The organism is Hymenobacter yonginensis, assembly GCF_027625995.1.
GTDB classification, from domain to species: Bacteria; Bacteroidota; Bacteroidia; order Cytophagales; family Hymenobacteraceae; genus Hymenobacter; species Hymenobacter yonginensis.
On the sequence record NZ_CP115396.1, the window covers coordinates 2,527,798 to 2,552,520 of the forward strand.

Here is a 24,723-nt window from a genome sequence, read left to right on the forward strand (position 1 = left end):
AACTAGGCGGAGACTTTGCGGAAACAACGCAAAAAAAGTCCTGGCCACGCAAGACGCAGCCAGGATAAGATCAGCGGCTCAAAGCCAGCCCGAAGTTAGGGCCGGAGCACCTGATCAATGACGTGCACGACACCGTTGGTAGCCAAAATGTTGGCGGTAGCAATGTTGGCGGCTGTGCCGCTGCCGCCCCGCACCGTAAAGCCAGTACCGACAGCAGCCACCGTCACGGGGCCACCCAGCGTCGTGACGGTGCCGGCCGCCAGATCAGACGAGAAAACGCGGCCCGTCCCAATTACGTGACGCGAAAGAATAGCCGTCAGGTCGGCATCCGACACCGAACTTAGTGGCGCGGTACCCAACAGTGCCCGGAAAGCAGCATCTGTGGGAGCAAACACCGTTACGTTGGCACTCTGGGTGCCGGCAGCCGCCAGAATAGGCGCGGCGGCTGGGCGCTGCAGCGCCTGTAGCAGCAGCGTAAACTCGGGGTTGGTGGTGCGGGTAGCACTGGCCGCCACAATAGCTGCAATAGTCTGGCTCGGCGGCATCAGCACGTTGTCGATGGCATGGATGGTGCCGTTGCTGGCCGCTACATCGGCTGTCACCACACGGGTGCCACCATTAATAAAGATGCCCGTTCCGTTTTTAGTCAGATACAGCGTGTTGTCGTTGATAGGCGTGCCGCCCACGGAAGTAGCAGGCCGGGCCGTAGTGGCAGAGCTGCTGCCATTGGCAATGTCAGCGGCCTTCACATTGGAGCCGAGCACGTGGTAGAGCAGAATGCCCCGAAGCGTAGCAATCTGGGCAGGATCGGTGATGGCCGTAATGTTGGCAGCGCTGTTGAAAGGCGCCGACAGCTTGGCAAACGCATCGTTGGTGGGCGCGAATACAGTAAAGGGCCCGGTACCACTCAGCGTGGTGGCCAGATCCGCCTTCGTAACGGCGGCAACCAGGGTGCTGAACGCTGGGTTACCCTGCGCCACCTGCACAATATTCTGGGCTGGCGTGGCCATAGTAGTGTCTTCGTCGTCATCGCAGGCTACTAAGCTGAGGCTACCAAGCGCAAATAGGCTCAGCAGTAGCGTGCGAAACAGGTTCCAGGCAGTGGGAAAGGTGGGTGTGTTCATTGCGTTGAACTTTTAAGGGTGAAAGTTTGAACAACACTCATAATACCAGCATCTTCAACTGATGTTGAGGAGGGCCAAAATTTTGTAATTACGCTGCACCAGGTGCTTTGTCAGGGTTACATCTTTGCGGTATGCGCCATTCGTTCCGCTTTCGTTTTCGTGTTTGTCTGCTGGCGGGGGTGTGCCTGCTGGGCGGCACCACTCTGGCCCGGGAGTTCTGGCTGCAGCCAGCCCAGTTCTTCGTAGCGCCCGGCACCAGCCTGGCCCTGCGCGTATTTGTGGGCGAAAACTTTACTGGCGAACGGTGGGCCGGCAAAAGCAGCCGCGTCACGCGCCTCACCCACTTCGCCCCCTCCGGCCCGCACGACCTGCTGCCCGCCGCCACCACTGCCGACACCCTGCACGCCGCCCTGACGTTCCAGGAGCCGGGCACGCACCTGGTGGCCCTGGCCACCAACAACACCAGCAGCACTCTTGAGGCCAGCCAGTTCAACACCTACCTTAAGCAGCAGGGCCTCGACTACATTCTGCTGGAGCGGCAGAAGCGCGGCACCCTCAACCAGCCCGGCCGCGAGGCCTACCGGCGCTGCGCCACCACACTGGTGCAAGCCGGTGCCCCCGCCGCCCTCGACACGGCCCGGGCCTGGAGCCGACCCACCGGCCTGCCGCTGGAGCTGGTGCCCGAGCAGAACCCCTACACTCTGAAAGCCGGCGCCTCGCTCACGGTGCGGGTGCTGGCTGAGGGGCTGCCCCAGGCCGGCCAGCTGGTGCAGGTATGGCAGCGCAGCCCCGGCCAGCCCGTCCGGATTAGCAAGCTCTACAGTAACCAAAACGGCCGGGTGCTGTTACGTCTATCCGGGGCCGGGACGTTTATGCTCAGCACCGTCAGAATGGTGCCTGCCACGCTTCCTGAGGCCGACTGGCAGAGCACCTGGGCAAGTCTCAGCTTTGGATTTCGGCCGTTAGCAGCCCGTTGAGCGGTTTTTTTTTTAGAAAATTGTTCAACCGCTTGCGCCGCTTCCGACGAATCTTTTTTTTATTACCTTCGCAACTCTCTTACAACTCCGAACCACCGACGGTATGAAGTACTCAATTGATAAAAAGGAAACGTACACGATAATTACGATCGACGAGAAGAAGCTGGACACCACCGTAGCTCCCGACCTGAAATCGGAATTCGTGAAGCTGAATGCCGAAGGAATCAACAACCTGATCCTCGACCTCAGCAACGTAAAGTACACCGACTCATCGGGGTTGAGCTCTATTCTGATTGCCAATCGCCTGTGCAATTCCACCGGCGGCCTGCTGGTGCTCACCGGCCTGCAGGACCACGTGATGAAGCTCATCACCATCAGCAAGCTCGAATCGGTTCTGCACATTCTGCCCACCGTGGAAGAAGGTATCGACCGGATTTTCCTACACGCCATTGAGCGCGATCTGACAAGCAAAGAATAGCGTTTTTTCAAGTTGTCAGTTGTTGGTTGTCAGTTGTCAGACTTTAGGTTAGCTGGCACCTGACAACCAATTTGTATTTCATCCCCCTGGGAACTGCCCCTGACACCCCTCCACTGACCATACCCAACTCTCTTGGAGTTTGAGCTCAAAATCCTGGGCAGCGCTTCGGCCACCCCGTTCATGGACCGGCACCACACGGCGCAGGTGCTCACGGTGGGCGGCACCCAGTACCTGATTGACTGCGGCGAAGGCACCCAGCGCCGGCTGATGGAGCACAAGATCCGGCACCAGCGCATCCACACCATCTTCATCAGCCACCTGCACGGCGACCATTTTTTCGGGCTGTTCGGCCTGCTGGGCACCATGCACCTGAACGGCCGCACCGAGCCGCTGAAGATATTCGGTCCGCCCGGCCTCGATGAGGTGCTGACCATGCAGTTCCGGCATTCGTACACGCACCTGAGCTTCGAGCTGGAGTTTACGCCGGTGGATACCACCCAGCACCTCCAGATTTTCGAGGACAAGCACCTGACGGTGCACACGCTGCCCATGCGCCACCGCATTCCGTGCTGCGGCTACCTGTTCCGCGAAAAGCCCAAGCGCCGCCGCCTGCTGGCCGAGCGCCTGCCCGATGGCCTCACCCCCGCCCAGCTCACGGCCCTCACCCTCGGCGACGACCTGCTGGACGACGCCGGCCAGCTGCTGGTGCCCAACGCCGCCGTCACCACCGAGCCCAAGCACGCCCGCAGCTACGCCTTCTGCTCCGATACGCTGTACACCGAGGGCCTAGCCGATCTGGTGCGCGGTGTGGATCTGCTCTATCATGAGGCCACCTTCATGGACGATATGCGCGAGCGGGCCGCCGTGACGCACCACTCCACCGCCCGGCAGGCCGGCCTGCTGGCCCGTCGCGCCGAGGTGCACCGCCTGCTCATCGGCCACTTCAGCAGCCGTTACCGCGACCTGGAGCCGCTGCTGACCGAGGCCAAAACCCAGTTCGAGTGGACGGAGCTGGCCGTGGAAGGCCTGTCGGTTTCGCTGGCCGAGTAGCAGCGCGTCATGCAGAGGCGCAGCCGAAGCATCTCGCGTGCTGACGCCTGACTACCATTACAACGTCAGCACGCGAGATGCTTCGGCTGCGCCTCTGCATGACGTTCGTTTTAGCACCCGAAATCAACCGTTGATTTCTCTCTCCCCTCCTATGCCCCAACCCTTATCCCACAAAAAGCAGCAGCTGTACCTGGTGCTCAGCGGCATTTTCATCGTGAATGCGCTGCTGGCCGAGATTATCGGGGTGAAGATTTTCTCGGTGGATGCGCTGATGGGGCTGCCCGGCAACCTCACGGCGGGCGTGCTGATCTGGCCCGTAGTGTTCGTGACCACCGATATCATCAACGAGTACTTTGGCAAGGAAGGCGTGCTACGCGTGAGCTACCTCACGGTGGGCCTGATTCTGTTTGCCTTCCTCGTGATTTACGCCACTACCCTGCTGCCCCCGGCCGCCTTCTGGCTCGATGCCAACAAAGCCGACGCCCAGGGCCGGCCCTTCGACGTGGACTTTGCCTACCGCAGCATTTTCCGGCAGGGTCTGGGCATCATTGCGGGTTCCATCACGGCGTTTGGTATCGGGCAGGTGCTCGATGCCACGGTGTTTCAGCTGCTGCGCCGGGCCACCGGGGGACGCTACGTATGGCTGCGCGCCACGGGCTCCACGCTGGTTTCCCAGCTCGTCGATTCGTTCGTGGTGCTGTTCGTGGCCTTCTACGTGTTCGGCAACTGGACGTTGGAGCAGGTGCTGAGTGTGGCCAACGCCAATTACTGGTATAAATTTGCCGCCGCCATCCTGCTAACGCCCGTGCTCTACCTCGCCCACTTCCTCATCGACCGGTACCTGGGTGACGAAGCTACCCACGAGTTGCAACAGGAAGCCGCTGCTGATGCGGCGGTGTAACTTGCTTTCTGTTATCTAATAATACTGATGCGTTCTGCTATTCTGGTTTTCTGCCTGCTGTTGCCGCAGGCCATCTACGCTCAATTCAAGAAGTTTGAACCCGGCACGTACATCCTGGATGCCGACCGGAAAACCCGGCATGATGCAGAGCTGAAGCTGAAAAGCAGCACGCAGCTGGTAGTGCGTGAAGGCCGCAAGCAAAACCTAACGCTAAGCCCCAAGGACATTTACAGCTTCCGCATCGGCCCCCGGCGCTATCGTACGGCCCGCGGGTTTGAAGTGAAGAAGGGGCTCGGCCGAGAATATGTTGACGAAGGATTTGTTCAACTGCTGGACAGCGGGCAGGTCTTGCTGATGCGTTACGATTACGAAATCAACTCTCCTAGCCACATGGGAGCTGGCGGCATGATGTCCGGGGGCTTTAGCTATGCCGAAAGCGTGTACCTGCTTCGTGGAGCTACCAGCTACAGTGCTCCGGTTGTCATTAAAGGCAATGGCAACGCCAAAGAACAGGAGCTACTGAAATCTACCCTCACCTACTACGTTGCCCAGCGCCCCGACCTGGCCCAGCTGTTGCAGGATGGGCGCATCTTTATCGGCAACCTGCAGTCGTTTGTTCACGCCATCAACACCGGCCAGCCTTTCAATTAACCCTGATCAGGCGCTGCCAACGCGCCCCTACCCCGAATCTCATGTCCCGCATCCTCACCGGCATTCAGAGTACCGGCCGCCCGCATCTGGGCAACCTGCTCGGTGCCATCCTGCCCGCCATTGAACTCTCCAAAAGCAGCGCCAACGAGAGCCTGCTGTTCATTGCCGACCTGCACTCTCTCACCACCGTGCGCGACGCCGAGCTGCTGCGCCAGAACACCTACGCCGTGGCGGCCTCCTGGCTGGCCTGCGGCTTCGATACCGACAAGAACCTGTTCTACCGCCAGTCCGACGTGCCGCAGGTGACGGAGCTGACGTGGTACCTGAGCTGCTTCACGCCCTTCCCGATGCTGGCCAACGCCCACTCGTTCAAGGACAAGAGCGACCGGCTTTCCGACGTGAATGCGGGCCTGTTCACGTATCCGGTGCTGATGGCGGCCGATATCCTGCTCTACGACGCGGAAATCGTGCCCGTGGGCAAAGACCAAGTGCAGCACCTGGAAATTGCGCGCGACATTGCCTCGGCCTTCAACAATCGCTACGGCGAAACCTTCGTGCTGCCCCAGTCGCGGGTGGACGAGCAGATCCAGACAATCCCCGGCCTCGATGGGCAGAAGATGAGCAAGAGCTACGGCAACATCATCGACATCTTCCTCGACGACAAGGCGCTGCTGAAGAACATCAAGCTCATCGTATCGGACAGCACGCCGCTGGAAGCCCCCAAAAACCCCGATACCGACACCACCTTCAAGCTGTTCTCGCTGCTGGCCACGCCCGAGCAGACCGCCGAGATGCGCCAGAACTACCTTAACGGCGGCTACGGCTACGGCCACGCCAAGCAGGCCCTGTACGAGGTTATCCGCAGCCGTTTCGCCCAGGAGCGGGAGCAGTTCAACTTCTACATGAACAACCTGCCCGAAGTGGACCGCAAGCTGGCCGAAGGCGCCGCTAAAGCCCAGGCCTATGGCTCCGAAGTGCTTAATAAAGTGCGCGAGAAAGTAGGCTACCAGAAGCGGTAGAATACATCTGTCATTGCGAGGAGGCACGACGAAGCAATCCGTCCTCTTCAAGGCGACAAGTCTCGAACAAGCAGAAAGCCCCTGCCGTCAATACGAACGGCAGGGGCTTTTCGCGTCTTTGAAGCTTGTCACTTCGGACAGGACGGATTGCTTCGTCGTGCCTCCTCGCAATGACAGAAAACTCAATACGGCAGGCCGTCGATGTTGGGGTGGCGCTGTTCCTGGTAGAAGCTGAATCCGACTTTGCTGCCGCGGCTGACCTGCTGGTTTTCCAGCTTCTGCTTCACGGAAATACGCTGGATGTCGGTGAGCGGCGGGGCAATCAGGTCGTTGTTGACGGCCGCAATCATGGCGCTTTCCACGAACAGGCGCAGGCTGTCCGGCGTCACGGGGTTGTCCGACATGTCGTTGTCGGGCAGTTCCAGTTGCTGCACGCCTTCCAGGAAATAGTGGCTGTCGATGTTGATGAGCAAGCGGCCCACTAGGTAGCCGGGGTCGTTGAGACGCTGGTATTTGATGCTGTCGGCCATGAAGTTGTAGGCCATAATGTGCCCGAAGAAGCGCCGGCGGAAGTCCTCCTCCACATATTTCGTATCCATCGGGCCGTAGTCGTCGGGGAAAGTGACGATGTTGGAGTGCATCACAAACACCAGCAGGTCGCCGCTGAAACGGATGTGAAATTCCATGTCGTTGACCGGCCGGTACTCGATGATAACCGAGGAATCGACGGGCGAAATACGGCGGCTCAGCTCCACCACCAGCTCCTGCGACACCTTGCGCAGCATGTCAAACGTGGCCAGGGTATTGCGGTAGATAGCCTGTTTTGCCGACGACTTCTGTTTGAGGCCGTCGGAAATCAAATCAAGACGGTCTTCGGGCGACGGAGCCGGCTCGCCGGGCGCATTGGGGGCATTGCCCTCGGAGTTGGGCGTGCCGGCCGTGGCGGGCGTTACGTGGGGGGCGCCGGGCGTGCCGTCGTCGGTTTGGGGGGAAGTGGCGGGAGTGATGGGGGGCAGTTCGTCCATGTAGTAACAACGCAGCGGCAACCGGCCAAACCGGTCGCCAGTGAAACAAAGGCCAGACCGAAGCCCGCACCCGTAAAGCATTCTGTACGCAAAGTAGCCACCACGGAGTTTTAGCTGGGGCAGTAGCGCGAACTACAAAGTTCGCGCTACTGTGCTCCTACTCTGGCCCGAGAGGCGGCGGCGCGCTCAGGGCAGCCGCTACAGGCCACGCGCTGCTGCGAAACGCCACCGTGCGCACGCCAGCGTACGGGAAGCCGGGCGCGGGTGGCAGCAGCATAGGCTGGGCCAGCGGGTGGGCCAGGGCCTCCCCTACCGTGCGCACTGCGCCGGCTGGCACGGCCAGTTGCTCCAGTTGGGTTAGCAGTTCTTGGCCGCTCACCTCTGCAATGCGCTGGGCCAGTAGCTCTTCCAGCGCGGCGCGGTGCGTTACCCGGTCGGGGTTGCGGCGGAAGCGGGCATCGTCGGCCCACTCGGGGCGGTGTAGCACGGTGCAGAGGTGGCGAAACTGTCGGTCGGCACCCACGGCCAGCAGCAGGCGCGTGCCGTCCCGGGCCGTGTACACGGTGCCGTAGGGTACAATGCTGGGGTGGCCCGAGCCCAACGGCTGCGGTTCCTGCCCCGTGACGAGGTGGGTGGCGGCCTGGTTGGCCAGCGAGGCCAGCGCGCTATCCAGCAAACTCACCTGCACCAGCGCGCCCCGGCCGGTCCGCTCGCGGCGGTAGAGGGCCGTGAGCAGGCCTTCCTTGAGCTGGTGGGCGGTGAGCAAATCGATGAGGGCCACCGGCATTTTCTGGGGTGGCTGGCCGGGGCCGGGGGCGTTGAGGTGCATGAAGCCGGTTTCGGCCTGCAGCACGGCATCGTAGCCGGCGCGGGTTTCGGCGGGGCCGTAGCCGGTGATGTGGCCGTAAATCAGGCGCGGGTTGAGGGCCGAGAGCGTGGGGTAGTCGGCGCGGAGCTTCTCGGCGTCGCCGGGCTTGTAGCTGGTCAGCACGATGTCGGCGGTGGCGGCTAGGTGGTGCAAGGCGGCTTGGCCGGCTTTGGTGGTCAGGTCCAGCTGCTGGCTGCGCTTGCCCCAGTTGGCGCTGCTGAAGTAGGCCGTGACGGTGGTGGCGGGGTCTTCGGCGGCCGTGCGCCAGGTGCGCGTCACGTCGCCGGTTGGGGGCTCCAGCTTTAGCACCTCGGCCCCCAGCTCGGCCAGAAACTGGCCCACCTGCGGCCCGGCCAGCACCGAAGCCAGCTCCAGCACGCGCAAACCAGCCAGCGGGAGTTCATCGGAAACATTCATGCGGCCGAAGGTAGCACCCGCCCCACTTTACCGCTGCCCGGCCCGCGCAAACACCGGAAACACCACCTCCCGCTCGCCCGCCCCCCAGAGGCGCGTCACCTCGTCAGCCAGCAGCAAAACCGAGTCCTGGCCGTGCTGCTGCTGGTACTTCACCACGCTCGACCAGGTGCGCAGGTAGTTCAGAAACCACTCCGCCGACCACTGCCGCCGCACCTCGAAACGGGCAGTTTGCACCTCGGCAAACGGGAACGGCAGGCGGGCGTACTCGTCGGTGATGTGCCAGCGGTTGTCGTCCCAGTAGGGCCGCATGGTGTCGTTGTGGAAGTGCTGTACCAGCGCGTCCAGTTCGGGGCTGATGCGCAGCAGGCCGTAGCCCCACTCGGCCACCACGCCGCCGGGCTGCAGCACGCGGCGCACCTCGGCGTTGAAAGCGGCCATATCGAACCAGTGCACGGCCTGGGCCACCGTCACCAGCTCGAAGCTGGCAGCGGCAAACGGCGTGTGCTCGGCCGGGGCTTGCCGGTAGGTGATGTTGGGCCGGCGGGCCGCCTGAGCCAGCTGCGCCGCGCTGATGTCAGTGGCCTCTACCTGCCCGAAGTGCTCGGCCAGCACGGCCGCCACCTGCCCGTTGCCGGTGGCGCAGTCCCAGGCCCGGCGGCGGTCCGGCACCTGCGGCAGCAGCCAGTCGTAAAGCGCCGCCGGGTAGTCGATGCGGTAGCGGGCGTAGAGGTCGGCCTGGGCAGAGAATCGGTCGAGCATGGCGGTTGGGTGGTTGAACTGGTGGCTTGCTGAATGGGTGATAGAAGAACGTCATTCCGAGCTTGCGAGGAATCTCGCGTGCTGATGTTGCAGCGCTAACCATACGGTTGCAACGAAACGGCAGAGATGCTTCGGCAAGCTCAGCATCACGGTTACCAGTACAACGTCAGCACGCGAGATTCCTCGCAAGCTCGGAATGACGTTCTTGAAACGACGTTCCCGGAATACCGTTCTTGACAACCCGTTCTACCGCTTGCTTCCCCAACAACGAAAAACGCCCATGTCCTCTCCCATCCAAACTGGCCTGCTGGCTTACGGCATGTCGGGCCGCATTTTTCATGCGCCGTTTCTGAGCACGCACCTGGGCTTTTCGCTACGGGCCGTGGTGGAGCGCAGCCGTAAGCAGATGGCCCAGCACTACCCCGCCATCATCAGCCACGACAGCGTGGCCGAGCTGCTGGCCGACCCGCAGCTAGAGCTGGTAGTGGTGAACACGCCCAACGACACCCATTTTGCCCTCGCCCGGCAGGCGTTGCAGGCCGGCAAGCACGTCCTCATCGAAAAGCCCGTGGCTACCACCGTGGCCGAGCTGGACGAGCTGCTGGCCCTGGCCGCCGAGCGCCGCCTACACGTGCTGGCCTACCAGAACCGCCGCTGGGACTCCGACTTCCAACTGGTGCGCCAGGTGGTAGAAAGCGGCCAGCTGGGCCAGCTCACGGAAGTGCATTTCCGCTTCGACCGGTACAAACTGGCCCTCAACGCCAAAACCTTCAAGGAAGACCCCAGCGTGGCGGGCAGCGGCCTGAGCTTCGATTTGGGCCCGCACGTGCTGGATCAGGCCCTGAGCCTGTTCGGGCAGCCCGAGCGTACCCACGTCACGCGCGCCAGCCACCGCCCCGGCTCCCGCGTCGATGACTACTTCCATCTGCATCTGCAGTATCCGCAGGGGCTGAACGTGTTTGTGGCCGGCAGCCTGCTCACGGCCGCGCCCGGCCCGGCCTACGTGCTGCACGGCACCCGCGGCTCGTTCCAGAAAAGCCGCGCCGACGTGCAGGAAACCCAACTCGACCAAGGCCTGCTGCCTACCGCCGCCACCTACGGCCACGAGCCCGCCGGCCAGCAAGGAACCCTCACGCTGGTGCCCGCCCCCGGCGAAACCCAGGTTTCCCACCTCCCCGCGCCCCAGGGCCAGTATCAGGGTTTGTTTGAAGCGGTATACCAAACCATCCGCCACGGCCAGCCCTTCCCGGTGCGCGCCGAGCAGCTGCGCTGGCAACTGGAGGTACTGGAGGGTAAAAGCTAAAGGGTAAAAGCTAAAAAGAACGTCATTCCAACTAGAACGTCATTCTGAGTGGAGCGAGGAATGACGTTCTATGCGGGCTAACGCCGCCCCAACCTCAACCGCACACAAATCCCGTTATCTTTGTTTCAATCCAATCCAGCGGTTTGCTGACCGAGACGCAAGGTCAGCCCTCTATCATCTTAACGAAGCTGTACTTTGACGTTTCACGAGTTTAACCTGCACGATGACCTGCTCGCGGGCATCGATGCCATGAATTACCAGAATGCCACGCCCATCCAGGAGCAGGCCATTCCCCGCATTCTGGAAGGCAAGGACTTGATTGCCTGCGCCCAGACCGGCACCGGCAAAACCGCTGCCTACCTGCTGCCGCTGCTCGACAAGATTTCGCACGCCAAGCACGGCACCACCTCCACGCTGGTGCTGGTGCCCACCCGCGAGCTGGCCACCCAGATTGACGAGCAGGTGACCGGCTTCGGCTACTTCGTGGAAGCCAGCTCCATTGCCATCTACGGCGGGGGCAAATCCGAGGGCTGGGAGCAGCAGAAGCGCGCCCTCACCTCCGGCGCCGACATCATCATTGCCACGCCCGGCCGCCTCATTGCCCACATGCAGATGGGCTACGTGAAGTTCGAGGACCTGAAGTATCTGGTGCTCGACGAGGCCGATAAGATGATGGACATGGGCTTCTCCGATGACATCCTCAACATCGTGCGGCAGCTGCCTAAAGAGCGCCAGACGCTGCTGTTCTCGGCCACCATGCCCAGCAAAATCCGCGACTTTTCGCAGCAGCTGCTCAAGAGCCCCGAGGAAATCCGCCTGGCCGTATCCAAGCCCGCTGCCGGCATCGACCAGCAGTTCTACATGGCCTTCGACCGCCAGAAGATCTACCTGCTCGAGCACATCATCAAAACCCAGGATGTGCAGAGCATGGTGCTGTTCACCAGCCAGAAAGCGGCCGTGGGCGGCATTGTGCGGGCCATCAACAAGCTGGGCATCGAGGCCCGGGGCATCAGCTCCGACCGCACCCAGGAGGAGCGCGAGGAAATCATGCGCGCCTTCAAAAACAAGCAGTTCCCCATCCTCGTCGCCACCGACGTGCTGAGCCGGGGCATTGATATCGACTCGCTGAGCCACGTGGTGAACTACGACATCCCGCGCGCGGCCGAGGACTACGTACACCGCATCGGCCGCACGGCCCGCGCTGCCACCAAGGGCACGGCCATCACCTTCATTGCCGACCAGGACCAGGACCGCGTGCTCAAAATCGAGAAATTGATTGAGCGCGAAGTAGAAAAGCAGAACATCACCGAAGGCCTCGGCCTGGGCGAAGCGCCCGAGTTCGACCCCAAACGCTTTAGCGGCCTGCGCGGCAAAGTAGGCGGCCGGCTCGAGCGCGGCCCCCGCAGCGGTGGTTCCAGTGGTTCAGGCGGCGGCGGTGGCCGCGACCGGGGCCCCCGCCCCGAAGGTGGCGGCGGTGGCGGCCGCTCCGGCGGTGGCCGCGACGGTGCCCGCCCCAACCGCGGCGACGGCAAGCCCGACGCCGACCAGCAGGCCCGCATAGCCAAAGCCCAGGCCGCCCTGGCCGCCCTCGACGCCGGCCAGGCCCCGGCCCAGCCCTACCAGCGCCCACCCCGCGAAGACCGCCCCGAAGGCAGCGACAGCCGCCCCCGCCGCGAGCCGCGTGAACCCCGCGCCGAAGGCGAAGCTCGTCCACCGCGCGAACCGCGGGCTCCACGCCCCGAAGGCGAAGCCCGCCCGCCCCGCGAACCGCGTGCCCCGCGCCCCGAGGGCGAAGCCACCGCTGAGCCGCGGGCCGAAGGCGACAAAGCCGAAGGTCAGCGCCGCCGTAAGCGTGGGGGCCGCAACCGCTCCGGCCGTGGCCCGCGCCCCGAGGGTGGTGCCGCCACCTCCGAGGCTTCTGCCCCGGTAGCCCCAGCTGCTGAATAATTCAGCCAGCCCACACCAAAACGGCCCCGTTGCATGTGCAGCGGGGCCGTTTTGGTGTGGGCCGGTTGGTGACATCAGCCTAGAACTTTACGCATCCGCAATGTATTTTAGCCCTTGCCTATGGTTAATATTAGGCCATTGGACGGTGTAGAGACGCAATATTTTGCGTCTCGTCGTTGAACGACCGAGAGCGTGCATTCTGAACAACATCAGCAACGACGAGACGCAAAATATTGCGTCTCTACACCGTCTGATCTGCCAGGAACTACCCCGGCTCGTCGAGGCGGCGCTGGAGCTGCGCGGCGAAATCGGGGGGCAGTTGGGCGGTGGAGGGGGCCTGCGCGGCGAGGCGGGCGGCGCGAGCCAGGGCCGGGCTCTGCACGGCGTAGCGGCGGCAGTAGGCACACAGGCGCAGGTGGGCCCACAGCTGCATCCGCTCAGCCAGGGGCAGCTGCTGGTCGGCGCGGCGCTCAATGAGCAGGGTGGCGCGTTGGCAATCGGAAATGAAGGTGCGCATACGTTACGAACGGAGAGTGGAGCCGAACCAGTTCTTTTCGAGGCAGCGGCGCAGGTGAAGTTTCAGGCGGTGTACGATAACCCAGTAGTTGGCGGCCGTCAGCTGCAGCGCCGCGCAGATTTCCTCGGCCGATAGTTCCTCGGCGAAGCGCAGCACAAACACGGCCCCGTGCTGGGGCGAAAGCCGCTGCTGGCAACTGCGCAACACTGCCTGAAACTCCTGCTGCTCCAGCGCGTCTTCGTCGCTGGGCGCGGCCCAGTCGGCGGGGCCCTGGCCGGGCTGCCAGTGGCCGGTAGCAGGCTGGAAGAATTCGGCCTCGGGGTCCTGCTCGGGCAACACGGGCAGCGGCACGAAGGGCGAGCGGGCCTGCCGCCGGTAAAAGTCCACGACTTTGCGGCGCAGAATCACAAACAACCAAGTGCGCTCCGAGGCTTCCCCGCGGAAGGAAGCCAGCGCGTCGAGGGCGCTGCACAGGGTATCCTGCACCAGCTCCTGCGCCTCCTCCGCCGAGGCCACCCGGCTCAGGGCGTAACGGTACAGCTCGTCGCCGTAGCGGGCAAGCCACTGCGCGGGCTCGGGCACCAAAAGGGCCATGCGGGAAAGGATAGGTGAAGATGAGAAAAACCGGGCCGCCTGATTCAGCCGACAGTAGCGCGAACTTTGCAGTTCGCGCCCCCGCGCCGTAGAAACGAAACCGTCCGAACGGCGCGGGGGCGCGAGCTGCCAGGGGCGCTACGGCACCACGCGGCACCACAATAACGCAAATATCCCGGCGGGCAGATTGACCCCTGCCCGTTTCGTCCCCGACTGTCACAGGCTGGCGTGCCAGTCGTAGCCCCGGGCGGCCCAGTAGTCGGCCGGGCGCTCCGCCACGAAGGCCAGCGTACCGATGCGCTTGAGCTGCTTGATGCCGTACTTGCGGGGCGTGATGAGGCGCAGCGGCGCGCCGTGCTCCGGCAGCAGCGGCCGGCCGTTCATCTCGTAGCACAGCAGGGTTTGCGGGTGCAGGGCACTGGCCATATCGAGGCCCACGTAATAGGCTTCGTCGGGAGTACGCAGGCTTACGTAGGGCGCTATTTCGGCAGAGGGAAGGGTGGCCAGCGGGTAGCGGGCCAGGAAATCGGTGAGGCGCACCCCGGCCCAGGTAACCACCGTGCTCCAGCCCTCGATGCACTTGAGCTCGGTGGTCATTTCGGTGCGGGGCAACGCCTGCAGCTCGGCCAGGGAGAACTCCCGGGCCGGCTGCCCGCCGAAACCTTCCACCCGCAGCCGCCACGCGGCCGTGTCCAGCGGCTGCTTGAGGCCCACGGAACCGTTGGCGCGGGGCGTGCGGGCCTGGCTGCGCGGAAACTCGGGGGCCAGCTGGGTGGGGCTGAGCAGGGTGGCGGCTACGCGGGCGTTGGCCTCCAGGCCGGCCCGCAGCGGCCCCGGAATACCCATCACCTCAGGTTGGCCCAGCAACCAGCGCCAGCCGCCCAGGCCCGCCAGCGCGGCCAGCCCACCCACCAGAAAGGCCCGCCGGGAACGGCGCGTCACTTCCCGCTCCAAGGCAACGTCAGCAGCAACGGGTGGCGTGGCGGGCGGCTGCGGAAGGGATGATTCGGATTGCATCGGGCAGTACAATAAACAAGTGAGGAAAAACTGGTAGTTCTGGCTGCTTTGGGTGGCGCGCCGCAATCAGCCTCATACCCAGGACCGGGGCCAGATGTGGGAGCCTGAACAACGGGGCTCAGGCTAGGGCCGCATGGGCAGCGGCGGCACAGCGGGCAGCGGATTGCCACTGCCGGAGGCTGCATCCGGCGCGGCGGCCCGGGGTGCAGTTGAGGGCATAGGTGCGGGGTCCTCTACCACTTCAAACCCCGCTACCATGGCCCGGAAGTTGTTCCAGCCGGCCCGCACCACCTGGGCAATGTGTACCAGAAAAAACAGCACGTACCCGATGGTCAGGGCAAAATGCTCCAGGCGGGCCCACTCGTAGCCGCCCAGCGCGGTGGTGAGGCCGGCCAGCTGGGTGGGCTTGTAGATGGCCAGGCCGGTGAGCAGCGAGCCGGCCCCATCAGCACCACCGAGGTGTAGGCCAGCTGCTGGGCTCCGTTGAATTTGGCGGGCGGCGGCGGGTCGCGGCGCAGGCCCACGTCGTGCAGCAGGGTGTGCCAGGCGCTGCGGAGCGTACCGCGCTGCGGCACCAGGTACCGCCACTCGCCCGATAGCAGGGTGTAGCTCACGTACAGCAGCCCGTTGAGGGCAAACACCCACATCAGCACGAAATGCCAGCTCATGCCCTTGGCCAGCTTGTGGTCCATGTCCAGCACATCGTATACCGACTGCGGGAAAAACCGCAGCAGCGTGGTGTCGCCCCACCCGAGCCGGTACACGTCGTTGGCCCAGTAAATCAGCAGGCCGCTCCAGATCATGAGGCCCAGCACCGGAAAATTGAGCCAGTGAAACCAACGGATAGCCAACGGGTGCTTTTCAACGAGACGAGGCATAGGACACAGGGCGTTTGAGGGGAGAAATCAGCAGGCGGCCAGCCGCCGCCACCCCGATAGACGCCTGCTTGGCGTCCGCCTTACAGCTGCCCCCGAAAAATATTTTTCGGGGGCAGCTGTAAGGCCGAAAGCGGTGGCGCGTCTAGCCGGGTAGCCGCCGCCGTTGGCTGGCCCTGTCTGCCTTCTGTATGAAACTGCTGCTTGTCGCCGGTCTGGCTTTCGGAAGTCTGCCGCTCACCTCCCCCACCCCGCTGCCTGGCTCACCTGCCGGGCCGGCACCGGCCCGCGTGCCGGTGGCCGTGGAGCTGTTCACGTCCGAGGGCTGCTCCAGCTGCCCCGCCGCCGATGCCGCGCTGCGGGAACTGGAAGCTAGCCAGCCGGTGCCGGGCGTAGAAATAGTGGCCCTGGGCCAGCACGTGGACTACTGGAACCGCCTGGGCTGGAAAGATGCTTTCTCCTCGGAGCAGTTCACCCAGCGCCAACGCACCTACGCCGCCGGCTTCGGCTCGGGCTCCTACACGCCGCAGGCCGTCATCAATGGCCGCTACGAGCTGGTGGGCAGCCAGCGGACCAAGCTACTGGAAGCCATTGCGCAGGCGGCCCGCACGCCGCGCGCCACTGTGCAGCTCAGTGGCCCCGCCGCCGCCCTGCGCGTGCAGGTGCGTGACCTGCCTGCCGGCACCGGACCGGCCGACGTGCTGCTGCTCATCACCGAAACCGGCCTCACTACCCATATTGGGCGGGGCGAAAACGCCGGGCGACTGGTGCGCCACGCCGCCGTGGTGCGGGAGCTGCGCCCGCTGGGTGCGGTAGCCGCCGATGGCACGTTTGGGGCCTCGCCCGCGCTCCGGCTGCTGCCGCAATGGCAGCAAAGCCACCTGCGGGCGGTGGTGCTGGTGCAGGAGCGCGCCAGCCACCGCGTGGTGGGCGTGGGCAGTCTGCCGCTCAGCCCCGCCGGCTAGGGCCTGGGCAGCTTACGGCCGCCACCTGCGCGGATTTCAACTCAGCATATCGTTCACTTTTTACTGTTTTTTCTATGACTACCCGCATACTAGGGCTGTTGCTGCTGGGCCTGAGCCTGGGCGCCTGCCAGCAGGAAACCCCGGAGCCCGCCGCCTCTACCACTACCACCACGCCCCCGGCCGGCACGCTCACGGTGGTGCGCAAGGGCATTGTGCAGCCCCAGGGCGGCGTGCCCAGCTCAGGCACCGTAGATCTGGTGCGCGACGCCGCAGGCAAGGAATTTCTGCGCTTCAACGCCGATTTCATGACCGATTTCCACACCGGCTCGCTCACCATCTACCTGGCTAAATCGGCCGAACTGATTCGGGTGCAGCGGGGGCGCGGGGCTGATAACGTGCTGAGCGTGGGCGTCATCACGCAATCGGGGGCGCAGGTGCTGGCCGTGCCGGCGGCTTCGGCAGTCTTCTCGCACGTGGTGCTGCACTGCGAGCCGGCCCAGTACAACTTCGGTGCGGCGGCTCTGCAATGAGACGCGCTGCCCGCGCCGGGTGGCTGCTGGCCGCCGCGCTGCTGCTCGCGGCTGAGGCTCGGGCCGGCGGCGGCTGGACGCGCAAGAAGAAGCGCGGCTACGCCAAAGCCGGCCTCACCACCGTCAGCACCACGCGCTACCATCCGCTCCGCGGCCCCACCATCGAAACGGCCCGGTTTCGGCAGCAGGTGTACAGCCTCTACGCCGAGTACGGCCTCACCGACCGCCTGGAGGCTACCCTCAACTTTCCGGTTTTCCGGCGCGCCGCCTACGCTACCGTCACGCCCAGCCGGGGCGTTGGCGACCCGGAAGTGGGCCTGCGCTACGGGCTGCTGCGCGGGGCCTGGCCCTTGGCCGTGGGCCTGAGCGTGGAAGCGCCGCTGGGCAACCCGCGCGCCCGCGGCTTCGACCGCACCGACCCGCGCGTGTTCGTGGCCCTGCCCACCGGCGACGGGGAGTGGAACGTGTGGACGCGGGCGGCCCTCTCGCACAGTTTGAGCCGTTGGCCGGCCTTTTTCACGGTGGCGGCGGGTTACAACCAGCGCACCGCCGGCCTCACCAGCCAGTACAGCTACGGGGCACAAGCCGGCTACCACCTCCGGAAAAAAGCCTGGCTGACGGCCACATTCCGCACCCTCGACAACGTGCGCCCGCCCGACCCCAACCGGCTGGGCAGCATCGGGCTGGGCGAGGGCGTGGCGTATTCCACGGCAGGACTGGGCGTGAGCTTTGAGGCCACCCGCCACCTGCGCCTCACCACCGACTGGGCCACCGGTTTTGGCAGGCTTCGCAACGTGTACTCGGGCCAGCAGCTCACGTTTGGGGTGGCAGTGGAATGGTAAACGGGCCTCGGCCGCTACCAAAAAAAGTCCTGCGCCCGCTGTAAGGCCTACCGTCGGGCCGCGTCTACCCGGGCAACACCACACATGTTTCACGTTTCACTTTTCCTCCTCTTCCTTATGCGTACCAACCTGTTCTTCGCCCCCAGCTCCCTGCTACTCGCCGCCGCTTTCTGCTTCGGCACGCTCCTACCCACCCCTACCCTCGCCCAAGGTGACAAAATGCAGGGTGACAAGATGAAACCGATAAAATGGCCGACAACAAGATGGCCGACCGCAAGATGGACAAGATGTAACCACGCCCCGGCTGCCGACTGCTTCCCTGCTGCCATGCCGGAAGCCGCTAGCCCCCAGAACCCATCAGGCCCCGACTACAGACGTAGCCGGGGCCTGATGGGTTCTGGGGGCTAGCGGCTAGCTACACGTCCGCGTACACGCAATCGGTTATCAATTCCCGGTTCAACCAGGCCCCTGCTTTGGCTCCCTGCGCTACGGCCGCTGCCACCTGCCGCATGCCCGTGGTGGCGTCGCCGGCCGCAAACAGGTTGGGCACGTTGGTTGCGCAGACTTCCGTCACCTGAATAAGGCCAGCTTCGGTGAGCGAGCAGCCCAACTGCCGGGCCAAGTCGCCGGGCAGGCGCGTGGGGAAACGGGCAAATAATGCTTCCAGCGGATGCAGTTGGCCATCAGCCGTGCGCAGCCCGGACAGATAGCCGCCTTGGTGAGGAATATCCAGAACGGGTTCTTCTACGACGGGCACCTGATGCGCTTGCAGCAGGGCCTGTTGCTCGGGGGTGAAATCGGCGGGGCCATTGGTGAACACCGTCAGCTTGCGGCTCCAGTTGCGGAGCAGCGCTACCAGCTCCGCCGCCACGGCCCCGTTGGCGAGCAAGCCCAGCTGCTGCCCCCGCACCTCGTAGCCGTGGCAATACGGGCAGTGCAGCACCGAAATCCCCCAGCATTCGGCCAGCCCCGGAATCGGCAGCAACTCGTCCAGCACGCCGGTAGCCAGCAGCAGCTTGCGCGCTGTCACGTTCGCGCCGTCGGCCATTTCCACTTGAAAGCCCGCCGCCTCAGCCGTAGCCGCAACCACCGTGCTGTTCAGGAACGCCACCGTGGGATACCGCGCCACCTGCTCCCGCGCCACCGTGGCCAGCTGAATGGGCGTCGCACCGTCCTGGGTTAGGAAGCTGTGCGAGTGAGGCGTCTGGCGGTTGGCGGGCCGTTGATTATCCACTACCAGCACCCGGCGCATCGAGCGTCCCAGCAGCAGCGCCGCACTCAGCCCAGCGTAGCTGCCGCCCACTATCACTACATCGTATACTTCCATTATGCCTATTCACTTAAATGCAACAATGATGCAAATATAGAATTTGGCAGGAAAAAACCCAGTGAATACTGGGTGTAGGTGACGAAATAGCGTGGGACTAACTACGCCGCAGTATCGTCGGGTAGTTGCAGGTAGCGGGCCGGGACTTCCTCGGTCAGCCACACGCCGTTGTCGGCACGGTAGAATGCGTGGCCCTCGGCGTGCATGCGGGCGGCATCTACTCGGAGCACAACTGGCGCGCCGTGGCGGCTGCCTACTTGCCGGGCGGTGGCTTTGTTGGTGCTCAGATGCACTTGCTGGCGGCTCATCTTCAACAGGCCTTCCCTCATGATTTGGGCCTGATGGCGGGCAGCGGTGCCATGGTAGAGCACAGCCGGCGGCACGGCCGGCGCATAGCCCAGCTCCACCGCCACTGAATGGCCCTGGCTAGCCCGAATGCGCTGCTGGTCGTCGCTGAGGCGGAAACGCTGCTTGGGGCTGGTGTCCACGATGTGCAGCAGAGCCTCGTGGGTGAGGTTGACGTTATTCGCCTGGGCCTGCCGGAGCAGTTCTTCCACACTCACCCAGCCCTGCTCGTCCAGCGTCAGGCCCAAATGGGCTGGCTCGTGGCGGAGCACCAAGCTCAGGAGCTTACTGAGGCGGGTGATTTCTTTGTCAGGTAGCATAAGTTATTCTTCTAATCCGAGGTAATCTTCAATGTCCTCATCTGATACCGGCCAGTTGTCACCTTTTGCCTCATGGATATAGGCAAGGCCACACAGCTCAAGGGTTGAATAGCAAGTTAGTTGTATATCACCTTTCTGAGCTATCCACCAATTCTGTTCTTTGACAAAAGACACCTTATAATCTTTCTCCTCCAGCAAATAAAAAGCGGGCGCAAGAACATTACTGGCTGCTGATAACTGCGACATAGTATTGCGTCCAGCTTACAGCACCTGCCCCAGCCCGAACAGCAGCGTGAATACCAGCGTGGTGAGGGCCATTTGCTTGAGCAGCGGATCGAGCTGCATGCTGTCATGGCGCTGCCACACGGCAGCGGCGTTGCGTACCAGCAGCGGGGCGCTCAGCAGAAACAGCCACTGCCAGGGCGAGCGGTAGGTGAGCAGCACGTACAGCACGGCACATACCAGGCCGGCCGTGAGCAGCACCGCGTGGTACACGCGGGCCCGCTGCGGCCCCAAACGCACCGGAATGGTGATTTTGCCGGCCAGCGCATCGGAGCGGATGTCGCGGATGTTGTTCACGTTGAGCACGGCCGTGGCGAAGCAGCCCAGCGCGGCGGCGGGCAGCAGCACCGGCACCGGCAGCGCGCCAGCCTGCAGAAAATACGTACCGCACACGCCCACCAGCCCAAAAAACACAAACACCGACAGGTCGCCCAGCCCGGCATAGCCGTACGGCTTGGAGCCGGCCGTGTAGTTCACCGCCGCCCAGATGGCCGAGAGGCCCAGCACGAAAAACGCCAGGAAAATCCAGGCTCCGGCCGTGCCCAGCGCCACCCACAGCAGCAGCAGCCCGCTAACGAGCGACAGGGCTCCGAACACGCCCATGCCCTTCTTCATCTGCGCCGGCGTGATGACCCCGCTCTGCACGGCCCGCTGCGGCCCCTCGCGGTGCACGCTGTCGGCGCCGTTCTGCGAGTCGCCGTAGTCGTTGGCCAGGTTGCTCAGGATTTGCAGCAGAATGGTGGTGAGGGCCGCCAGCCCGACTACGCTGCCGCGAAAGTGGCCGTAGCTGGCCGCCAGAAAGCCCCCGGCCATGATGCTGGCCAGCGCCAGCGGCAACGTACGCGGCCGAAACGCCGAAATCCAGGCTTTGGCGGGGCTAACAGGGGCGGGAGCGGCGGGAGAAGAAGTTGCCATGAAAGTATGTTTGAGTTGCGTGCGAAGGCGCAGCTCTTTAGAAATGCGTGTTGGTAGGTGCGGCCCGAATGATGTAGAGACGCAATACTTTGCGTCTCGTCGTTGCTGATGTTGACCGTTCTTATATCACAGTTCAACGACGAGACACAAAATATTGCGTCTCTACATCGTTCAGCTACTCGTTTCCAATGCTGCTATGCGCTCGGCGGTCAGCTCGTTGAAGTGCGCTACCACCAGATCGGCGTGGTTTAGGTCCTGCAGGGGCGAATGCTCGCTGTTGTAGCCGATGCAGTAGAGGCCGGCGGCTTTGGCGGCCGTCACGCCGTTGGCCGAGTCCTCGATGACCACGCACTCGGCGGGCGAGGCCGTGGCCAGCGCGGCAGCTCGGGCGAAAATGGCCGGATCGGGCTTGGAGCGCGGGAAATCCTCGCCGCTGAGCAGGTGCGTGAAATACGGCCCCAGCGCGAAGCGGCGCATCACCCGATCAATGGTGGAGTGCGAGGCCGACGACGCCAGAATCAGCTCCAGGCCGTGCTGGTGCAGGTCTTCGATGAGGCGGCGCACCCCGTCGAGCAGCTCCAGGTCGGGCTTTTCGTCGAAGGCGCGGTTGAAATGCTCCCGCTTGCTGAGCACCAGCTCCCCCACCTCGTGCGGCAAGCCGTGGCGGTCTTTGAGGTGCTGGTACACGTTTTTGGTGGAGCGACCAGTGAACTGCGCGTACTCGTCATCCGACACTCCGATGCCCAGCTCCTCGAAATGCCGGAAATAGGCGTAGCGGTGAACGGGCTCGGTATCGACGATAACGCCGTCCATGTCAAAAATAACGGTGCGGACCATGCGGAAGAGGGTTGTTGCCGCCGCGAAGGTAGGCATCCGGCCTACCACTCACTACGCCACGCCGGCCGGAGCCGGGCCGCTATTGCCGGATGGCAGCCAGCAGCTCCGGGCCCGTGGGGCTTACCTTGGAAGGGTAGAACGCCTGCACGTGGCCCTGCTCGTCGATGAGGTACTTGCAGAAATTCCAGGTCGGCTTCTCGTCCGTGACGCCGTTCTGGGCCTTGCTGCCCAGGTACTGAAACAGCGGGGCCGCGTCCGCGCCGGCCACCGATATTTTGCTGAACAGTGGGAACGTCACGCCGAAGTTCCGCTCGCAGAACGTGGCAATCTGGGCATCGGTGCCGGGCTCCTGGCCACCGAAGTTGTTGGCCGGGAAGCCGAGCACCGTCACCTGGTTGCCGTACTGCTGGTGCAGCGCCTCCAGCTCCTTGTACTGCGGCGTGTAGCCGCACTCCGAGGCGGTGTTCACAATCAGCAGCTTTTTGCCCTGGTACTGGCGCAACGAAACCGACTGGCCATCAATACCCTGAAGCGTGAAATCATAAACGGAACCGGCAGCAGCGGGAGCAGACATAGTAGTGGCGGGCGATGAGGTGGAGGAAGACGAAGAAGAAGCGGCAGGCGCTGTTGGCGAAGAACACGCCAGACAGCCGGCCAGCAGCCCTAAAGCAACGGATTTCATGGGCAAAACGGAAATAATCACCTGCTACGAAACCCTGCCGGCTCTGCAATGTTCAACTCATCCGGCCCGGGTCTGGCTCCTGACAGCAACGGGTCAGCCAGGCCGGAATTTTGTACATTGACAAGTGCCGCTACCGAAAAAGGCCCTACTTTCGTCTCTTGACGCTCTTCACTTCTTATCCGCCTGCTCATGCGTAGGACTCTCTATTCGGTCATTACCGGAACAGGCAGTTACCTCCCCTCCCGCGTTGTTCGCAACGCCGACTTCGTTACCTCTACCTTTTTCGAGGCCACCGGCCAGCCCCTGACCAAGCCCGGGGAGGAAATCGTGGAGCGCTTTGCCCAAATCACCGACATCCAGGAGCGGCGCTACGCCGCCGACGACCAGGTAGCCTCCGACCTGGCTTTTCTGGCCGCCCAAAACGCGCTGCAATCCAGCAACACCGACCCCGAAACCCTGGACTACATTCTGGTGGCCCACAACTTCGGCGACGTGGCCCTGGACAACCGCCGCTCCGATTTCGTGCCCACGCTGGCCGCCCGCGTGAAGCACAAGCTGGGCATCGAAAACCCCAATTGCGTAGCCTACGACCTGCCCTTCGGCTGCCCCGGCTGGCTGCAGGGCGTCATTCAGGCCGATTACTACCTGCGCTCCGGCGACGCCCGGCGGGTGCTGGTGATTGGGGCCGAAACCCTCTCACGCGTATGCGACCCCCACGACCGGGACAGCATGATCTACGCCGACGGGGCCGGGGCTATCATTCTGGAAGCCCAGGAAAGCGACACGCCCACCGGCATCCTGGCCCACGGCTCCCGCTCCGATACCGTGCAGGCGGCGCACCTGCTGCGCATGGCCAAATCATACAACCCGGCCTACGAGGGCGAGGAGCTGTTTCTGAAAATGGAAGGCCGCCGGCTCTACGAGTACGCTCTCAAAACCGTGCCCCAGGCCATCAAGGATACGCTCGATAAGGCCGGGCTGCCCATTGAGGCCATGAGCAAGCTGCTCATCCACCAGGCCAACGGCAAGATGGACGATGCTATCCTCAAGCGTCTCTACGGCCTCTACAACCAGGCCACGGTGCCGGCCGGCGTCATGCCCATGACCATTTCCTGGCTCGGCAACTCCTCCGTCGCCACCCTGCCCACCCTGCTCGACCTGATCCTGCAGCACCAGTTGCCCGAAACCACCATCAACCCCGGCGAAATCATCGTCTTCGCCTCCGTAGGTGCCGGCATGAACTGCAACGCCGTGGTGTACCAGATGCCCGCGGAGTAAAGCGGGCTCAAATAAAAGCGTCATCTTGAGCGAAGCGAAGGACCTTATCACACAAGAGCAAATCCTGCCAACGTGATAAGGTCCTTCGCTCCGCTCAGGATGACGCTTTTTTGTCTTCGCCTATCGGCTACGTCGTTTTTGGCGTGAGCCATTTTTCGAGGCTGATGGGCTCGTAGGCCAGCATGGCGTCGAGGATGCCGTGGGGCTCGGGGTGGCTCAGGAGCTGGTTGCGGTTTTCGCGGCGCAGCAGGCCTTCGTCGGCCATGTGGTTGAGGGCCTGCAGCAGGTGGTCGTAGTAGCCAGCCACGTTGAGCACGCCGATGGGCTTGCGGTGCAGGCCCAGCTGGCCCCAGGTGAGCACCTCAAACAGCTCCTCCAGCGTGCCATAGCCGCCGGGCATCGCCACGAAGCCTTCGGCCAGGTCGGCCATCATCAACTTCCGCTCGTGCATGGTTTTCACGATGTGTAGCTCCGAGAGACCGGTGTGGGCCAGCTCCTTATCGGCCAGAAAATCGGGAATCACGCCCACGGCGCGGCCGCCGTGTTGCATCACGGCATCGGCCACGGCCCCCATCAGGCCTACCCGGCCGCCGCCGTACACCAGCGTGAAGCCCCGCTCGGCCAGGGCCTGGCCCATGGCCTGGGCCTGCTGAGTGAACAATTCGTTGGTGCCGCTGCTGGCACCGCAATACACGGCTACGCTTTTCATAAGCAAACCGGACTCGGCCACGCCTCGTCCGTCATTAGTGACAAAAGAAAAAACAGCAGCAACGCCAACTACTGGCGTTGCTGCTGCACTACAAACAAATTATAATCGTCATGCTGAGTGAAGGCGCAGCCGTAGTCGAAGCGTCTCTACCGCTTCGCTCCACGGTAAT

The 24,723-nt window shown here is 63.5% G+C and carries 28 protein-coding genes; 12 read left to right on the forward strand and 16 right to left on the reverse strand.

The window, feature by feature from the left end:
* Positions 1-95: 95 nt before the first annotated feature.
* Complete coding sequence (locus tag O9Z63_RS10955; RefSeq protein ID WP_270125249.1) at positions 96-1,124, reverse strand: fasciclin domain-containing protein; 1,029 nt, start codon at positions 1,122-1,124, stop codon at positions 96-98.
* Between the two features lie 131 nt (positions 1,125-1,255).
* Here O9Z63_RS10955 and O9Z63_RS10960 point away from each other — a divergent pair, with 131 nt between their 5' ends.
* The 6 genes from O9Z63_RS10960 to trpS all read left to right on the forward strand — a co-directional run bounded on the left by O9Z63_RS10960 (position 1,256) and on the right by trpS (position 6,200).
* A complete protein-coding gene (locus O9Z63_RS10960; RefSeq protein ID WP_270125251.1) occupies positions 1,256-2,101 on the forward strand; it encodes a DUF4198 domain-containing protein in 846 nt (281 codons plus the stop codon).
* 103 nt (positions 2,102-2,204) lie between these two features.
* Positions 2,205-2,579, forward strand: a complete 375-nt coding sequence (locus O9Z63_RS10965) for an STAS domain-containing protein (RefSeq protein ID WP_044002696.1) — start codon at positions 2,205-2,207, stop codon at positions 2,577-2,579.
* Between the two features lie 132 nt (positions 2,580-2,711).
* Positions 2,712-3,629, forward strand: coding sequence for a ribonuclease Z (locus O9Z63_RS10970; RefSeq protein WP_270125252.1), 918 nt, complete (start codon positions 2,712-2,714; stop codon positions 3,627-3,629).
* Positions 3,630-3,780: 151 nt separating this feature from the next.
* A complete protein-coding gene (locus tag O9Z63_RS10975; RefSeq protein WP_044016886.1) occupies positions 3,781-4,530 on the forward strand; it encodes a queuosine precursor transporter in 750 nt (249 codons plus the stop codon).
* A 27-nt stretch (positions 4,531-4,557) separates the two neighbouring features.
* The gene (locus O9Z63_RS10980) at positions 4,558-5,181 is read left to right on the forward strand and encodes a hypothetical protein (protein ID WP_270125253.1); all 624 of its coding nucleotides are present in this window, start codon (positions 4,558-4,560) and stop codon (positions 5,179-5,181) included.
* Positions 5,182-5,222: 41 nt separating this feature from the next.
* Positions 5,223-6,200 (forward strand): tryptophan--tRNA ligase, encoded by a 978-nt coding sequence (gene trpS / locus O9Z63_RS10985; protein ID WP_044002700.1) that lies wholly within the window; start codon positions 5,223-5,225, stop codon positions 6,198-6,200.
* Between the two features lie 182 nt (positions 6,201-6,382).
* Here trpS and O9Z63_RS10990 read toward each other — a convergent pair whose 3' ends face one another.
* The 3 genes from O9Z63_RS10990 to O9Z63_RS11000 all read right to left on the reverse strand — a co-directional run bounded on the left by O9Z63_RS10990 (position 6,383) and on the right by O9Z63_RS11000 (position 9,269).
* Positions 6,383-7,225 (reverse strand): hypothetical protein, encoded by an 843-nt coding sequence (locus tag O9Z63_RS10990; RefSeq protein WP_270125255.1) that lies wholly within the window; start codon positions 7,223-7,225, stop codon positions 6,383-6,385.
* 157 nt (positions 7,226-7,382) lie between these two features.
* The gene (locus O9Z63_RS10995; RefSeq protein WP_270125256.1) at positions 7,383-8,510 is read right to left on the reverse strand and encodes a CaiB/BaiF CoA transferase family protein; all 1,128 of its coding nucleotides are present in this window, start codon (positions 8,508-8,510) and stop codon (positions 7,383-7,385) included.
* A gap of 27 nt (positions 8,511-8,537) precedes the next feature.
* Positions 8,538-9,269 carry a class I SAM-dependent methyltransferase gene (locus tag O9Z63_RS11000; protein WP_270125257.1) on the reverse strand — a complete coding sequence of 244 codons (732 nt, stop codon included), beginning with the start codon at positions 9,267-9,269 and terminating at the stop codon, positions 8,538-8,540.
* A 280-nt stretch (positions 9,270-9,549) separates the two neighbouring features.
* On the opposite strand from O9Z63_RS11000, the gene O9Z63_RS11005 reads away from it, so the two are divergent.
* Positions 9,550-10,572, forward strand: a complete 1,023-nt coding sequence (locus O9Z63_RS11005; protein ID WP_270125258.1) for a Gfo/Idh/MocA family protein — start codon at positions 9,550-9,552, stop codon at positions 10,570-10,572.
* A 195-nt stretch (positions 10,573-10,767) separates the two neighbouring features.
* On the forward strand, positions 10,768-12,519 hold the full coding sequence (locus O9Z63_RS11010; protein WP_333490311.1) for a DEAD/DEAH box helicase: 1,752 nt from the start codon (positions 10,768-10,770) through the stop codon (positions 12,517-12,519).
* A gap of 265 nt (positions 12,520-12,784) precedes the next feature.
* Here O9Z63_RS11010 and O9Z63_RS11015 read toward each other — a convergent pair whose 3' ends face one another.
* The 5 genes from O9Z63_RS11015 to O9Z63_RS11035 all read right to left on the reverse strand — a co-directional run bounded on the left by O9Z63_RS11015 (position 12,785) and on the right by O9Z63_RS11035 (position 15,525).
* Positions 12,785-13,036, reverse strand: a complete 252-nt coding sequence (locus tag O9Z63_RS11015; RefSeq protein ID WP_270125259.1) for an anti-sigma factor family protein — start codon at positions 13,034-13,036, stop codon at positions 12,785-12,787.
* Between the two features lie 3 nt (positions 13,037-13,039).
* Positions 13,040-13,630 carry a sigma-70 family RNA polymerase sigma factor gene (locus O9Z63_RS11020; RefSeq protein WP_270125260.1) on the reverse strand — a complete coding sequence of 197 codons (591 nt, stop codon included), beginning with the start codon at positions 13,628-13,630 and terminating at the stop codon, positions 13,040-13,042.
* A 216-nt stretch (positions 13,631-13,846) separates the two neighbouring features.
* On the reverse strand, positions 13,847-14,647 hold the full coding sequence (locus O9Z63_RS11025) for a molybdopterin-dependent oxidoreductase (RefSeq protein ID WP_270125262.1): 801 nt from the start codon (positions 14,645-14,647) through the stop codon (positions 13,847-13,849).
* A 123-nt stretch (positions 14,648-14,770) separates the two neighbouring features.
* Positions 14,771-15,079 (reverse strand): hypothetical protein, encoded by a 309-nt coding sequence (locus O9Z63_RS21120; protein ID WP_408613896.1) that lies wholly within the window; start codon positions 15,077-15,079, stop codon positions 14,771-14,773.
* Positions 14,980-15,525, reverse strand: coding sequence for a cytochrome b/b6 domain-containing protein (locus tag O9Z63_RS11035; RefSeq protein ID WP_270125266.1), 546 nt, complete (start codon positions 15,523-15,525; stop codon positions 14,980-14,982). Before O9Z63_RS11035 ends, O9Z63_RS21120 begins: the two co-directional genes overlap by 100 nt.
* Before the next feature lie 188 nt (positions 15,526-15,713).
* Between O9Z63_RS11035 and O9Z63_RS11040 the strand changes: the two genes are divergently transcribed.
* From O9Z63_RS11040 to O9Z63_RS11050, 3 genes are all read left to right on the forward strand, one after another.
* Complete coding sequence (locus O9Z63_RS11040; RefSeq protein ID WP_270125267.1) at positions 15,714-16,487, forward strand: DUF1223 domain-containing protein; 774 nt, start codon at positions 15,714-15,716, stop codon at positions 16,485-16,487.
* 74 nt (positions 16,488-16,561) lie between these two features.
* A complete protein-coding gene (locus O9Z63_RS11045; protein WP_270125268.1) occupies positions 16,562-17,017 on the forward strand; it encodes a hypothetical protein in 456 nt (151 codons plus the stop codon).
* A complete protein-coding gene (locus tag O9Z63_RS11050) occupies positions 17,014-17,859 on the forward strand; it encodes a hypothetical protein (RefSeq protein WP_270125269.1) in 846 nt (281 codons plus the stop codon). Before O9Z63_RS11045 ends, O9Z63_RS11050 begins: the two co-directional genes overlap by 4 nt.
* Before the next feature lie 415 nt (positions 17,860-18,274).
* Here O9Z63_RS11050 and O9Z63_RS11055 read toward each other — a convergent pair whose 3' ends face one another.
* From O9Z63_RS11055 to O9Z63_RS11080, 6 genes are all read right to left on the reverse strand, one after another.
* Complete coding sequence (locus O9Z63_RS11055) at positions 18,275-19,186, reverse strand: NAD(P)/FAD-dependent oxidoreductase (protein ID WP_270125271.1); 912 nt, start codon at positions 19,184-19,186, stop codon at positions 18,275-18,277.
* Between the two features lie 101 nt (positions 19,187-19,287).
* The gene (locus O9Z63_RS11060; protein ID WP_270125272.1) at positions 19,288-19,851 is read right to left on the reverse strand and encodes an RNA 2'-phosphotransferase; all 564 of its coding nucleotides are present in this window, start codon (positions 19,849-19,851) and stop codon (positions 19,288-19,290) included.
* A gap of 3 nt (positions 19,852-19,854) precedes the next feature.
* Positions 19,855-20,097 (reverse strand): hypothetical protein, encoded by a 243-nt coding sequence (locus O9Z63_RS11065; protein WP_270125273.1) that lies wholly within the window; start codon positions 20,095-20,097, stop codon positions 19,855-19,857.
* A gap of 15 nt (positions 20,098-20,112) precedes the next feature.
* Positions 20,113-21,048: a 1,4-dihydroxy-2-naphthoate polyprenyltransferase gene (locus O9Z63_RS11070; protein WP_270125274.1), complete on the reverse strand. Its 936-nt coding sequence runs from the start codon at positions 21,046-21,048 to the stop codon at positions 20,113-20,115.
* 171 nt (positions 21,049-21,219) lie between these two features.
* Positions 21,220-21,885 carry an HAD family hydrolase gene (locus tag O9Z63_RS11075; RefSeq protein WP_270125275.1) on the reverse strand — a complete coding sequence of 222 codons (666 nt, stop codon included), beginning with the start codon at positions 21,883-21,885 and terminating at the stop codon, positions 21,220-21,222.
* A gap of 79 nt (positions 21,886-21,964) precedes the next feature.
* The gene (locus tag O9Z63_RS11080) at positions 21,965-22,459 is read right to left on the reverse strand and encodes a glutathione peroxidase (protein WP_270125276.1); all 495 of its coding nucleotides are present in this window, start codon (positions 22,457-22,459) and stop codon (positions 21,965-21,967) included.
* A gap of 297 nt (positions 22,460-22,756) precedes the next feature.
* Here O9Z63_RS11080 and O9Z63_RS11085 point away from each other — a divergent pair, with 297 nt between their 5' ends.
* Positions 22,757-23,845 carry a 3-oxoacyl-ACP synthase III family protein gene (locus O9Z63_RS11085; RefSeq protein ID WP_270125277.1) on the forward strand — a complete coding sequence of 363 codons (1,089 nt, stop codon included), beginning with the start codon at positions 22,757-22,759 and terminating at the stop codon, positions 23,843-23,845.
* 127 nt (positions 23,846-23,972) lie between these two features.
* On the opposite strand, the gene O9Z63_RS11090 is transcribed toward O9Z63_RS11085, so the two are convergent.
* Complete coding sequence (locus O9Z63_RS11090; RefSeq protein ID WP_270125278.1) at positions 23,973-24,554, reverse strand: LOG family protein; 582 nt, start codon at positions 24,552-24,554, stop codon at positions 23,973-23,975.
* Positions 24,555-24,723: the final 169 nt, after the last annotated feature.